Annotated in this window: 14 protein-coding genes and 2 pseudogenes; 8 read left to right on the top strand and 8 right to left on the bottom strand. The window is 41.4% G+C overall.

Translation table 11 applies throughout. The features are described from left to right. Positions 1–135: 135 nt before the first annotated feature. A pseudogene (locus LC608_RS34345) lies at positions 136–624 on the top strand (DUF6748 domain-containing protein); the annotation flags it as partial. 311 nt (positions 625–935) lie between these two features. Here LC608_RS34345 and LC608_RS34350 read toward each other — a convergent pair. Beyond that, on the bottom strand, positions 936–1,259 hold the full coding sequence (locus tag LC608_RS34350; protein ID WP_229557832.1) for a hypothetical protein: 324 nt from the start codon (positions 1,257–1,259) through the stop codon (positions 936–938). Positions 1,260–1,563: 304 nt separating this feature from the next. Beyond that, positions 1,564–1,803, bottom strand: a complete 240-nt coding sequence (locus tag LC608_RS34355) for a hypothetical protein (RefSeq protein ID WP_229557833.1) — start codon at positions 1,801–1,803, stop codon at positions 1,564–1,566. A 484-nt stretch (positions 1,804–2,287) separates the two neighbouring features. Between LC608_RS34355 and LC608_RS34360 the strand changes: the two genes are divergently transcribed. From LC608_RS34360 to LC608_RS37110, 4 genes are all read left to right on the top strand, one after another. Next, positions 2,288–2,611: a hypothetical protein gene (locus tag LC608_RS34360; protein ID WP_229557834.1), complete on the top strand. Its 324-nt coding sequence runs from the start codon at positions 2,288–2,290 to the stop codon at positions 2,609–2,611. 205 nt (positions 2,612–2,816) lie between these two features. After that, on the top strand, positions 2,817–2,942 hold the full coding sequence (locus LC608_RS37105; RefSeq protein WP_267871319.1) for a hypothetical protein: 126 nt from the start codon (positions 2,817–2,819) through the stop codon (positions 2,940–2,942). A gap of 243 nt (positions 2,943–3,185) precedes the next feature. Next, a complete protein-coding gene (locus tag LC608_RS34365; RefSeq protein ID WP_229557835.1) occupies positions 3,186–3,653 on the top strand; it encodes a GNAT family N-acetyltransferase in 468 nt (155 codons plus the stop codon). Positions 3,654–3,657: 4 nt separating this feature from the next. Continuing rightward, the gene (locus LC608_RS37110; RefSeq protein WP_267871320.1) at positions 3,658–3,792 is read left to right on the top strand and encodes a hypothetical protein; all 135 of its coding nucleotides are present in this window, start codon (positions 3,658–3,660) and stop codon (positions 3,790–3,792) included. Positions 3,793–4,110: 318 nt separating this feature from the next. Here LC608_RS37110 and LC608_RS34370 read toward each other — a convergent pair whose 3' ends face one another. Beyond that, a complete protein-coding gene (locus LC608_RS34370) occupies positions 4,111–5,412 on the bottom strand; it encodes an APC family permease (protein ID WP_229557836.1) in 1,302 nt (433 codons plus the stop codon). A gap of 319 nt (positions 5,413–5,731) precedes the next feature. Here LC608_RS34370 and LC608_RS34375 point away from each other — a divergent pair, with 319 nt between their 5' ends. After that, the gene (locus LC608_RS34375; RefSeq protein ID WP_229557837.1) at positions 5,732–5,920 is read left to right on the top strand and encodes a hypothetical protein; all 189 of its coding nucleotides are present in this window, start codon (positions 5,732–5,734) and stop codon (positions 5,918–5,920) included. 253 nt (positions 5,921–6,173) lie between these two features. Here the strand turns inward: LC608_RS34375 and LC608_RS34380 are convergent, their stop codons facing one another. Continuing rightward, entirely contained in the window at positions 6,174–6,785 is a 612-nt protein-coding gene (locus LC608_RS34380; protein WP_229557838.1) for an exopolysaccharide biosynthesis protein, read from the bottom strand. Positions 6,786–6,954: 169 nt separating this feature from the next. Between LC608_RS34380 and LC608_RS34385 the strand changes: the two genes are divergently transcribed. Next, entirely contained in the window at positions 6,955–7,152 is a 198-nt protein-coding gene (locus tag LC608_RS34385; RefSeq protein WP_308189975.1) for a hypothetical protein, read from the top strand. A 290-nt stretch (positions 7,153–7,442) separates the two neighbouring features. Here the strand turns inward: LC608_RS34385 and LC608_RS34390 are convergent, their stop codons facing one another. After that, positions 7,443–8,918 carry an iron uptake porin gene (locus tag LC608_RS34390; RefSeq protein WP_229557839.1) on the bottom strand — a complete coding sequence of 492 codons (1,476 nt, stop codon included), beginning with the start codon at positions 8,916–8,918 and terminating at the stop codon, positions 7,443–7,445. Positions 8,919–9,250: 332 nt separating this feature from the next. On the opposite strand from LC608_RS34390, the gene LC608_RS34395 reads away from it, so the two are divergent. Then, entirely contained in the window at positions 9,251–10,459 is a 1,209-nt protein-coding gene (locus LC608_RS34395; protein ID WP_229557840.1) for a sorbosone dehydrogenase family protein, read from the top strand. Positions 10,460–10,750: 291 nt separating this feature from the next. On the opposite strand, the gene LC608_RS34400 is transcribed toward LC608_RS34395, so the two are convergent. From LC608_RS34400 to LC608_RS34410, 3 genes and pseudogenes are all read right to left on the bottom strand, one after another. Then, positions 10,751–11,311: a WGR domain-containing protein gene (locus tag LC608_RS34400; RefSeq protein ID WP_229557841.1), complete on the bottom strand. Its 561-nt coding sequence runs from the start codon at positions 11,309–11,311 to the stop codon at positions 10,751–10,753. Between the two features lie 21 nt (positions 11,312–11,332). After that, positions 11,333–11,671 (bottom strand): hypothetical protein, encoded by a 339-nt coding sequence (locus LC608_RS34405; RefSeq protein WP_229557842.1) that lies wholly within the window; start codon positions 11,669–11,671, stop codon positions 11,333–11,335. A 95-nt stretch (positions 11,672–11,766) separates the two neighbouring features. Continuing rightward, positions 11,767–12,480, bottom strand: a pseudogene (locus LC608_RS34410) (AAA family ATPase); the annotation flags it as partial. Positions 12,481–12,645: the final 165 nt, after the last annotated feature.

A 12,645-nucleotide genomic window follows, 5' to 3' on the forward strand; every position in this document is an offset into this window, starting at 1 on the left:
GTTTTATCTTGATCGCTAGTCAAAAACACCCTTAAACGAGCGCCCATATCTTCGTCACCTCGGTAGATGCATTCTCCGTATTTACTTATCTTTACATAGTTTAGTTTTTTCGCGCCGACTTACTTAGATGGTGTTTTTCGCTCCGAATGTTATGTGTCTGCAATTGATTGGAGTTCCCTGAAAGTCCCACCTTCCCAACTGGTAAAAATTCAAAATGATGATGGTAGCCGTGTGATTCTCAGAGGTAATATCGTTCCAGTAACATTTCCTCGATTCGGTGAATTTGGGAATTTGAGAGTAAAAGAAGCTTTCTATGCCGCGACAAATGTCCCAGCAAAAGGTACTTTTGTGGCACTAAAAGACAATGGCATTCGTTGCATCACAACTCCTTGCTTTTCCACAAATAATTTGGTTCTAAATAAGCCGAATATTTCTCAAGTTTCGTCAATCGATTTGAGTCAAACGGGTGCAACACAAAAACAACTTGACGCAGCAACAAGCGAAATTTTCGATCAAGGTTTGATTGCTGTAGGTAAAATTGAGGTAGTAGAAAACGTAGATCCAACCAAGAGAGATACTAAGTTTGTGGCTACACAATCTTATTTGAGAGTGGAACCGAACTAAAGAAATAAGGTTATCTTTGCCACTGCCTCATCCTAAAACTGTGCGATCGCCTATCTAAAAGAAGCGTTACGCACTTGGAAGGGAGTTAAGTCAACGGAAGCCGTGTTTGTGGCAGCTTTCAAAGAAGGGAGGAAGCCGGAGGCATAACAGGCCAAGTCTACTGTGATCGCTCCCTTTGAGTGGGCGAGGCGGCAAGGATTGTAATTGCGCTGTCTGGGGAAACTGTATATACACCCCAAGGTGAGGCAGTGGAATTGCAAGAGATGATGCGACGGTATCCGATGTGCGCGAGACTCCCGTTTATTCAGCGATTACAAGGCATCCGTGCGATGTATGGATTCAATCAATTCCTCAACTTCTTCTTCGTCCAGACATTGTTTCACTTGATTGTTGAACCACTGCGATTCTTCCAGTTCTGTGTCCTGGACTCGGTAGACGAGTAATGTTCCGGCAACGCGGGCAAGAGTAAGAGGTGATGGAGAAACGTGGTTCAGTAGATCGCACGCATTCTGGTATATTTCCATGATTGATAATTCGGACAAAGGAGATCCCAACTGAGCAGAAAGCTGTTTTAGATTCTCCTGAATAGATGAATGGAAGTCTGGATCTTCGGGATGGGAAAGAGGGTTACTCATAATTGTCGTTCAAATGCCATTGGACGGGACTGGAAGCAATTTAAACACTTTTACTGAAGCAATAAATGCGTTCAGAACAGCCATCTATGAGTCGATTTATTGATTGGTTGAACTTAAATCGTGACGTGTTTGCTGCTTATAAAGCTAGTTTAGGTTACATTTGGGCTTAATTTTTGTCTAAGTCCCGTTAGGTGAGGTGGGTAAGCTCTTGAGGCAGAAGAGAGAAATAAAACAGTGTATTCAGGGGGATTGCGGTAGTAAAATCTGCTAAAAATTTCTCTTTACTCCCCCTGCTCCCCTCTGCCTAAGAAAGCTCATTGCACGATGATCTAACTTTTTGGCGTTGATCCCAAAAAACTCCAGGAGGGAGAGGTTGGGGCTGGATTGCTACCCAGTCAAGGGAAAATAACGAAAATCTACTACTAGGTGGTGGCAGTGGTAAAGTTGGTGAACCACCATTAATAGATTGAGCTTCAGTGTCTGTAAGTTGAATTTCTTGAAGATAGATATCTTCAATGGCTAGTTTTTTGAAGTTTGGTATCACAACTTTTTGATCAATTAATATCTGATAATTCTGATGCTGTTGGCTGTTGTTCGGAGTTAATGAATTCGGTCTTAGGTGGTTTTCCTATTGTTTTAGGAGGTTGTGGTCTATTTTTTGTAGGTTGTGAGTTATGATTCTCGCTCATGTTAATTTATATCCTTTGTAGTTTTAATCATTTGATAAAGGAAGAAGTTCAGTCAGGAGGTAGAAAATTTGTGTGATGATGATTATGACTTCAAGGGATGTCATATCAATTCCGTAATCAATAGAAAATTTTCTTAAAGTTATACGTTGAATGCTATTGCCCGGTTAAATTTAGCCCACCATCAGCCAAGAGAATTTCTTATGTAGTTTGAAACAGTGTGATGCGTTGAAAACAAAGAATGCAAAGTTTTGTAATAATTATTTTGACTTGATGCAAAAAATTTGAATTTTGGGGTGAAAGCTTAGTACACCTAGCCACACCCAACATAAGAGCATGATTATGAATTCAACAAATCCCCCTGAAAACGTGATTAATTGTTTGCAGACTATTTTGGATGCGATTGCTGTGGGAAATTACGAACTTTTTCTCACTGTAGGTGATTCAGACTATCAAGCAGGCATTACCAAAGAAATGTTTGATGCAGTTAGCTCCCAACTAGCTCCACGGATGTCTGAGGGTTATGAAATTACTTATTTCGGTCATCTTATACAACAAGGTTGTCAAACCTATCTGTGGAAACTAAGCTTTGTGGATGGCAAAGATGAATTTGTGGCACGTATGACTATGAATAGGGACAAAGTTAGTGGCATTTTAATCAGATGACGTATCTCATCTCAACATTCATCATTAGGGCGTGTCATCAATTAGGTAAACTCGCATCAGAACTGCTGAAAAAAATAAACACTCTTAAAAACGATGACGCGCCGATACGCATTACGAGATGCCCAGTCATCAAAAAGCTGCTACCTGTTCCAGAGGGCTATGTGAGAGCCACGGAAGACAGATAATGATTGTTTACTGAAGTTGGATGTTTCAACATCGAATAATCAAGGGTTTTGAGACTCTGCGTTATAAAACTTTACAACGAATTAAGGGAAAGGCGATCACTGCTGTCTGGAAAACTTTGCGATCGCCTTTGTTTTTTACGAACTAACGTTGTGGGAATCCACAACGCATTCACCTAAATTTAGCAAAGCTTTAGAACATAAGAGAAGTGCAATTGTTTACCAGGGGCAAGCGAACGCACTACGCACTTCTCTGGTTTTGGTGCAGCTTTATATTTGATGTAATGGTTTTTCTAGCTATGAGATAATGTAACAAAGCTGTAATTGAAGGTGAGTTAGTTGTCTGCTCTATTTGTGATAAATTTCACTCTTACATTACACTGCACAAGCTCATGCTAATCCGTTCTGCTACGCCAGATGATGTACCCGCAGTTCTGCCAATGGTGGCCAAGATTTGTGCTTTACACGAGTCTTGGGATAATGCTAAGTACGGTTTTTTACCGCATCCAGAACAGCGTTATGAAAAATGGTTAACGCGAATGGCGCAAAACGAGCGCAGCGTATTTTTAGTAGCAGAAGATGATCGGCAGCTTGTAGCATTTCTCATCTCAGCAGTAGAGCAAGAGATCCCAATTTATCGCTTGCGGGAATATGCGTTTATTTACGATCTGTGGGTAGAGCCAGAATACCGTCAAAAAGGTATTGCCCGACAGATAGTAATGCTGTGTGTAGAGCGTTTTGAGCAAATGGGAATCAAACAAATTAGATTAGATACGGCAGTAGTGAATGAAAACGCTCGAAAGTTGTTTGCATCCTGTGGTTTCCGGTTCAGTAATATCGAAATGCTCCGAGAAAATTAAGTATTTGCTGTCAAAAGTGCGTTCGTTCTACAGCCCTTCTTCTAAAGGATACGGTACGCGAACGGGCATCAAGAAGGCAGGCGTTGGCGCAGCCATCGCTTACCGAGGGGCTTGCGATCGCACTTTTAAATTTGACTAATTAGGTATCCGCCAAGATACGGATATCGTTGGCGAATTCCCCAACGGTATCAGATATGTGCAAAATGGGACACGTTTTTTTAAAGTAGCCCTGCCAAAAACGGTGTTGGGAATGGCTCTATCGTTAGCTTCTGGCTGGCGGACTTTCAAATAAATGAAGCCCGTTCGCGGGATTGAAAATGAGTAGCCATGCTTATGGCAATCTCGTTCAGCGATCGCTAAAAGTTAGCAGGGGCCCCAGATAGCAAAGGTTATTTCTGGACTCTGTATGTTGACAAACATCGTCTGACCATCGAAGGAAAGCAGACCCTACCCAACATCACCCTCTTCTAAAAGCCTTTTGGATCAGAATTAGAAGCATTCCAATTCCTACAAACACAAGTGCTAAAATGTGACTTGCCCCAGAAGCAAAAGCAAACAAAACGAGATTGAGCAGTAAGGCAATCGCCGGAACTATATAGTGAACCTGAAACCCGTTAGTTTCAACTTCTCGGCGTTTGATGAGTAGCAACGAAAGATTGACAAGACAAAACATTGCCAGAATCAAGGTGGCGGTGGTTCCTGCTAAAACTTGCAGTGTTCCAGAAAGCGCCAAAAAAATGGCAATTGGTAAAATGACCAGCAGGGTTCGATAAGGCGTGGCTCTGCGTTGATGTAATTTCCCTAACCAAGCACTTAGCAGTCCTTCACGCGACATCCCATACAACAGCCGTGATGCGGTGACAAAATTTAACAGTGCCGTATTGAGTACGGCAAATAAAGCAATAATCGTAAAAATGACTTGAGGAAAATTGGGCTGCGCTCGACGAACTACATCAAGTAATGGAGCACCTGAAGCAGCAAGCTCGGAGGGATTGAGTACCTCAACAGCAAGCCAGGAGACGAGTATATAAACTGCGCCTGCGATCGCTAAGGACAGTAAAATTGCCCTTGGCACGTTCCGTTCGGGATTTTTAACTTCCTCTGCAACATTGACAATATCTTCAAATCCAATAAAGGCATAGAAAGCCAGTGCCGCTCCCTGAACAACTGCGCTCCAACCTATGGCTGGCTCGTTAGCGACAGCAGCAGGATTAGCTGCACCGCCACCGCTCAAATATAAGGTTGAAACCAAAATCACAATCAAAAGACCGCAAACCTCAATAGATGTGCAAAAAATATTGAGAGCCGAGGACTCCTTCATGCCTCTGAAATTGACAAAAGCCAGTACTGAAAAAAGCGCCAAGATAATTAACCAAGCTGGAATTGCTGGTACAAAAGCGTTGAAATAGCCGGCAAATGCTTTCGAGAGCGTCGCCATCGAAACTAAGCATGTACAAAACATTAACCAACCGACCAATATTGAGAGCCAGTCGGTGCGAAATGCCTTATGGACAAAGTAGGCTACTCCACCGCTTTGTGGAAATCGGCTGCCCAGTTCTGCGTAACTTAAAGCCGTGAATGCAGCTACAGTCATAGCACTCAAGAACGAAGCCCAAACCAAAGTGCCGGAAAGCCCGGCAATTTTTCCGATTACCGCATAAATTCCCGCACCCAAAATGTCACCCACTCCGTAAATCACTAGAGTTGGTAATCCAAAGACTCGCTTGAGTGAATCTGCTTCTAGTTCATTTGTTTTCATACAACACCTGAGAGTTTTTTACTCAAATGTTAACTTTAAAACATCTTTGTTCTGATGATGAAAGCTATTTCTTCTCTTAATAGTAGTATTGCCTCATCCATTGCGGCTTGCAAACAAGGGAGGAAACCTGAGACACAACAGGTCAAGTTTATACTACGATCATGTCTTTACTGGATAAACTGACCATCACTTCTATTATTGAAAGTGCGGCTGCATATTTTTATGCAATTGTTACAGGGGAGATGAAGATAAAAGTCCCACCGTGTCTGTCACCAACGCTAAAAAATGGTCGTATGAGGCGATTGTTGCGAGGTCAAGTATGCGACCGGAGCGTATGCAGAAACTCAAGGTTGCGGCAAATTCGGGGGAGAATCCGGGGTTTGAGTTCTTGAAGGAGTGTTGGAATGATGATCCGGCTTTGCAAATTGTGATCAAGAAGCTACTGGCGAAGTTTCCGCAGTGGGGGATTGCGATTGTTGATGGGGTGTTGGTGGATCGGGACAAGTAGCGATGTCTACGACGGGCTACGCCTACGCAGAACTTTTTGGTTTACTGAACTTGAATAACTCAACCGCCTTTCTTTGCTTTCTAAGTATCATTAATTTTTTCAGACTGATTTGCTTGCAGCAAGGGATTTATATCAAGTTCTATGCAACTTAGTTGATTATCTTTATTTAGAAGATAATCAAAGCAGGTACGTCTGTTTGGCGAGTTCCAATTTTCGACTATGGTTTCATCAGATAATGCCTAAGAGTGATAGTTTACCGAAAAAGATTAGGTAACAAATAGGTAGCTCCAGTATATAAAAGGTAAAAGGCAAAACCGAAAAACAAGGTATTCAAAACGGTGGCTACATAGCCTAAGCACATCAATATACCGTCAGATTCGATAGTTGCAACCGCCAAGAGTAACATTCCCACAGCAGGAATAGGATTGGTAGCAGGAGGATATGGCGACATTAGTAATATTGCCAACCAGGTGAGACATATCCCATTGAACCGCCAAATTAATGGATTTTCGGCAACCTTCTGAAAACGCGGACGGGAGATTTTTTCTAAGACTTTGGTCACACGTTGTAAATTTTTCAACAGTGTTTGAGCAAACCAATTAGGGAATTTAAGGCTAGCAATTTTTTGGGGCAGCCAGGGTGTACGCCTCCCCAAAGCCATCTGTCCTGACATCAACAAGCAAGCTACACCAAGAGGAGTGCTTAATCCCGGTGGCGTGGGTATCAAAAATGGTAACACTAACAATGCAATCACTAAGCTAAAACCTCGTTCTGAGGTTTCTGAAATCACGTCACCCAGAGTCAGAGGTTTTTCAGCTAAATGTTGCAATAATGACTTTATATCTTGAGAAAATCTTAGGGTCATAACGCTTCAAGTAATGGGTATTGATCAAATAATTCATCAAGCTTTACTGTAATCTAGACCCATAGTTTTGTGTCTGTATATTTTGGCATCAGTATTTTAGTAATTTTCTGGTAGTATTATTAGCCGCATTTATGATTTAGCAATACTCTGTTTACAGAGGTTAAAATTAATACACTATTCTACAAAAGCAACCGTTGTTCGTGACAACCAAAAACGGCTCATTTCCTCAGTTGAAATTGTTCCGGGTGATTTAATTTTGCTGGGTGCTGGCAATAAAGTACCTGCGGATGTGCGGTTGCTGGAGGTCTTTGACTTTCAGGTGGCAGAAGCTGGTTTAACTGAAGAATCTAGCGCAGAGCAATTGTAGTTATGGGTAATTTACCTGTACATTATGCTACTAATGCAAAAGCTTTAATAAAATCTGTTGGAGCTAAAATTAAGTTTTTACATCCATACTAACCTGATTTATCACCAATAGAATTATCTTGGTCAAGCTCCTTCAAGTAAACGAGTTCTAATCCAACCTTTGCTCACCTTTTCTTTATAAACCATCAAAGTCATCAGAATGAGCAACAAAACCCTCATGTAGAGACGCGATAAATCGCGTCTTCAAAGACTAATTCATACACCAATAAACCTTAGCCCAAGCATATTGAATTAAAAGTTAAATACTGTCCTGATATTGCCCCAAAAAATATCTCCATTGACATCATTATGGTTTGGCTGAGTGAGATATATAATACCAGGTATGATCGTGATATTTTCTGTTAAAGGATATTGATAAAAAGCTTCAAAGTGTAAACCTGTTCCCGGATCTTCGCGGCTATTAATTGTATTACTAGTGACTTTAGGCGGCATTCCAAATCCAATCCCACCCACGGCTTTTTCTTTAAATAAATCAGGAAAAGCCAGATTTACTGCATAGTTGATAATATTTGCATTACCATTCACACCGTCAACTCGTTCTGCATTCATGTAGCCAATCCAACTACTTACAGCCATCTTGGGGGTTATTCTCCAGAGTGCTTGGACACCATAGGCGTTCACCATTAATGGTATGCCTGCACCAAAAGGAATGTTTGCAAAATCACTACCTGTGCGATGTAGCAAATTGCCATCAGGAACATAGCTGCGAATATAAGTTAATCCAAATTCTGTATTTGGTGAAGGTTTGAAGGAAAATTGTGTTAAAGCACTATAGCTTCCCCCAAACAATCCTTCAATTCCAGTTTCGGCATTTTCTGCTAAATAACCTATATCCAAACGAATAGTTCTGTTGTTGTAAACTGCTGCTAAACCTGCTGGACTCATAAACCCAATACGGTAAATAGGGTTGCGCTCCGAAAAGCGAGAAGGAGAACCTTTTGCACCGCCAAAACTGGCAAAATCGGGGTTAACAACTGTTGCATAGTAATGGTGAGATGCAGCATTTCCGTAAAGATAGAAGTTGAGGTTTTCAGCAACAGGAAAGCGATATTCTAGTAAATTTAAATTAAGGCTACTGTCACTGTTACCAACTTCAAATGATTGGCGCGTCATATTAGTAGCAGAAGCACCGTTAAAATTAGGTACTCTATTTGCAGATTGAAGACGTACAAGTAATCTATCTTGACCTGTAAAACTGCTAATTAAGTTTAAACGAGTCCGATAATTTAAAGCTAAATTTGAATCGATACTAGTTTCCGGGTCTGCATCAGCACTGTCTCCAGTTATACCACTAGCTAAAACTACAATGGAAGTGCTTAGTTTAGTTGTGGTAGAAAACTGTTGCGATCGTAATACAGTAGTATTCACCTCTAAATTTTCTATTCTGTTTTCAATAGTGGCTAACTCTGTAGCAAAATCATATTCTAATCTTTTAATAGTTGTAACATCTTCTGGTGCAATTTGTGAAAGCTGGCTGCCAAACTGTTGACTAATTGTACTGATGCAAGTATTCAGCCCCGCAGCAAACTCATAGCGAGTCATCACTCGGTTTCCTCGAAAAAGATGATCGGGGTATCCAGTGATACAACTATACTTTTCAACTAATGATTGCAGGGACACAAAAGCCCAATCTGTAAATTGTACATCAGAGAATTGGGAAACTGGCGTAATTCTCACGGTTTCTTGCAAAACTTCAAATGCTTTCACTGGCTGAAAAACCGCAAGTGTAAGACTTAAAATAAAGGAATTAACAGCCAAAAAGCTCTTTAACACTCACTCACAATTAAATTACTTTTTTGTTTTCGCCAGGATTTTCCCAAGTTTTATAACTTGTTGCATCTATCAAAAAGTATAGCTTTTAACGTATATTTTAGTAATTTCAATATCTCATTTGCTAGATGCGATATTTTTGAATTTTATGTAATCTAACTCACTAAAAGCCCCTTCTTAGCAGATTGGTTCCATTGCCGTTACTAAATTATGTTTGATTCGGTCCGATTTGAAGAAAAGCAACATTATCACTTCTTACTTGAGGTTTTATGAAATTAATCAAAAAATTGAGGCACTTTTTAATTGGATGTGCTTTGATATTAAGTATTACTCAAACCGCAAATTCACAACAGCCAGAAAAACAAAAAATTGAGCGAATGGAGGGTTATTTAGCAACACCGCAAAAAATTGAATTTCAGGAATCACTTTTGCAACAGTTGCAATTACCTCCTGGATTTGAAATTAGTGTATTTGCGAAAGACTTAGGTAATCCTCGTAACTTAGCGATCGCTCCTAATGGTACAGTCTATGTTACTCGTCGTAAACAAGGTGATGTGATTGCGCTTTTGGCTACTAACCAAGATGGACGAGCTAAGGAAATACGTACTGTAGCTAAAGGTTTAAAATTTGTTAACGGTATCACAATTCATCAAAATAGGCTTTACTTTGTCACCAATACGCACCTATATGCTGTGGACTTGCGATCGGACGGTACAGAGGGCAAATTGGAAACTCTCATTTCTGATTTACCCGATGCTGGACAGCACCCGAACCGTACCATTGCCTTTGGGCCTGATGGGATGCTTTACATTTCTGTAGGTAGTACTTGTAACGCTTGTGATGAACCAAATCCACAACACGCCACACTTTTACAGGTGCAACCAAACGGTAGTAATCGCTCCATCTATGCAAAAGGTTTACGAAATACTATTGGTTTTGCTTGGCATCCCCAAACACGCGAACTTTGGGGGTTAGATCACGGTTCAGATTGGCGAGGAAATGACCAGCCGCCAGAAGAGTTGAACCGGATTGTAAAAGGTGGAAACTATGGTTGGCCTTTTTGTTGGGGTGATAAGCGTCCTGATGTATACCTATCTGCTGAACCTGAAGGAGCAACCAAAAAAGAGTACTGTGCTAAAACTCAACCGCCAGTGCTAACTTACACAGCCCACAGTGCGCCTTTAGCAATGGCGTTTTATACTGCAAAACAATTTCCCCAAGAGTATCAAGGTGATGTTTTTGTAACTATGCGGGGTTCTTGGAACCGCAATCCACCCGTGGGGTACAAAGTTGTGCGGATTCATTACGAAAATGGCAAACCTGTAAAATTTGAAGATTTTGTGACTGGGTTTTTGACCAAAGACAGAACTGCACAGTTTGGTAGACCTGTTGGTTTAGCGATCGCACCAGATGGTTCGCTGCTATTTACTGATGATACCAATGGAGTGATTTATCGTGTTTCCCACACTGCTAAATAGAGTAATCATCTGACCGTAGCAAACTTGGGCTTAAGACCCCCACCAAATTTTTAACTTGGTGGCTTTTATTCAGGAGGGGTCTGAATACCCAATAGAGGTAATATCGTGTCCGGTTAAAGACTTATAATTTAGACCGGAGTTCTTGCTGGGGGAGAGTTCAAATACCAAGTTTTTTCCCCTCTGATTCCCAAGAACTAACAATTATTTTCGCCATATTCACTCATTGTTTTAATTTTCAACGATAAAAAACTACCACAAAACTACTATTAAAGAAGCTTTGTGGTAATTCGTTTATAAATGTCGCCAGAAGTTTTTACTGATAGTCTTGAGACTGACTACCTTAGTTTCTGTTGTTGCTTCAGGGGCATGACCAACAGCCACAGCAGCAACTTGTGGTGCAGGTGTCGTTAACAGAGAATTGAGTAATTCCATTTGATAATCGACATCTGCAACAGTACGGTAAATTCCGTGATAATCTATTTGCATTCCCAAAGGCGTAGGGACAATTTTCAGATATTCATTTAGAGCGCTAATATAGCCATCGTGAAAAATCCTATTAGCAATACAAGGACGGATAATATTCAACAATTGAATAGCTCGTCTAATGTCTGCAACACTGCGGCTAGCATCAATCTCTGGCTGACTTTCGCTGTAGCCTTTAGCTTTCTTTTCTGCTACCAGATTGTTGAATTTACTAACCGCTCTTTGATGCTTGGCTAATGTGTGGACTTTAGTCTGCGCTTGATAACCGACTCTGCCCCACTGCACTGTTAAGTTACCATCTTCGACTTTGGCAGACCAGAATTTATTGCTGTTTCGGATAGCATCAACATATACTAAATAGATTTCCATGTTTTTAACCCAGTCAACTCGCTAACTCTGGGCATTGCCCCATCTAATTTGATGTTGTAGTGCTTCAAGTATTGTTTCCGCCTCGTGTGTTGTTAGCCCATTTAATTGTGAGCAAATATCTACCAAAAGTTGTGGCGTATCCATACCAAGAAATGTGACAAAAAGTGCATCCCTAGAAGCTTCTATTAGTGTGTAACTGCTCGGCTCATGCCTTTCTCGCATAAATACATAATTTGTTAACACCGTCCGAAGCAACAATTTTGTTTCTCTGTCTAATTTCTCCAAATATGCGCCATAATTCTCAACCAGTTGGTCAATGATTGGAGTTTGCCCGTAATAAGTAACTAAGTCTGTTGTCATGTTTCTTCGTCTTATTAACTATTAAAAAGTTGCTAGTCCCTTACTAAAAGAAAGAGTGATTGCCCCCATAGAATTAGGAGACAATCACTTTCTCATCAGTTCATATTGCGAAACTTAGCAGCACGTAGCGATTGAGTTTTCGCTGCAACCACAGGACTGCTAGCCCGTCGTGCGGTGGATGCCCAAGCCTGCATACGCTCGACTGCCGCAGCATCCTGAATTGCAAGCGGCGTGATGGTTTGGCGGCAAGCTTCGAGGTCAGCAAGCGTTACCTGCTGCGGTCTATCCTCATCGAATGCCAGCAGAGCAGCTTCCGAAGCAAGGGTTTCCAGTTCTGCCCCTGAAAACTTTGTGGTGTTCGCGGCGATCGCTTCGAGGTACTCCGATTCCAGGTGAATGCCAAAGCGTTGTAGATGAATCCCTAGAATCTGTACACGCTCTGGCTCTGTGGGCAAGTCAACAAAGAAATTTTCATCGAAACGGCCTTTCCGTTTTAGTTCACTTGGCAGCGCAGACGGGTCATTACAAGTTGCTACGACAAACACACCACACTGTGATTCCGACATAAACGTGAGAATATTGCCCAGAATCCTCTGTGAGACTCCAGAGGTGTCACCAGTACCGGGCAAGGCTTTCTCGATTTCGTCAATCCACAGGACGCAGGGTGCGATCGCCTCGGCAGTTTTCAAAGCACGTCTGACATTCCCTTCAGACTCACCGACCAGACTGCCCAAAAGGGATGCAATGTCTAGCTGTAGGAGTGGTAGCTGTAGTACATCTGCAACATTCTTAGCAATTAGGCTTTTACCGCAGTTATGGGTAACGAGCCAATTATCGGTGACATACCAATAGAACTCTTGCATAAATATTTTGTGGTATAATCAAGGGTTGCTTTTCCCTATATTTGAGGTGGTGAAAATATCATTAGCATACCAAGCTTTTTGATTGAGTATGAGCCAGCGATCGCTAGCTAA

The organism is Nostoc sp. XA010, assembly GCF_020829625.1.
In the GTDB taxonomy this organism is placed as follows: domain Bacteria; phylum Cyanobacteriota; class Cyanobacteriia; order Cyanobacteriales; family Nostocaceae; genus Nostoc.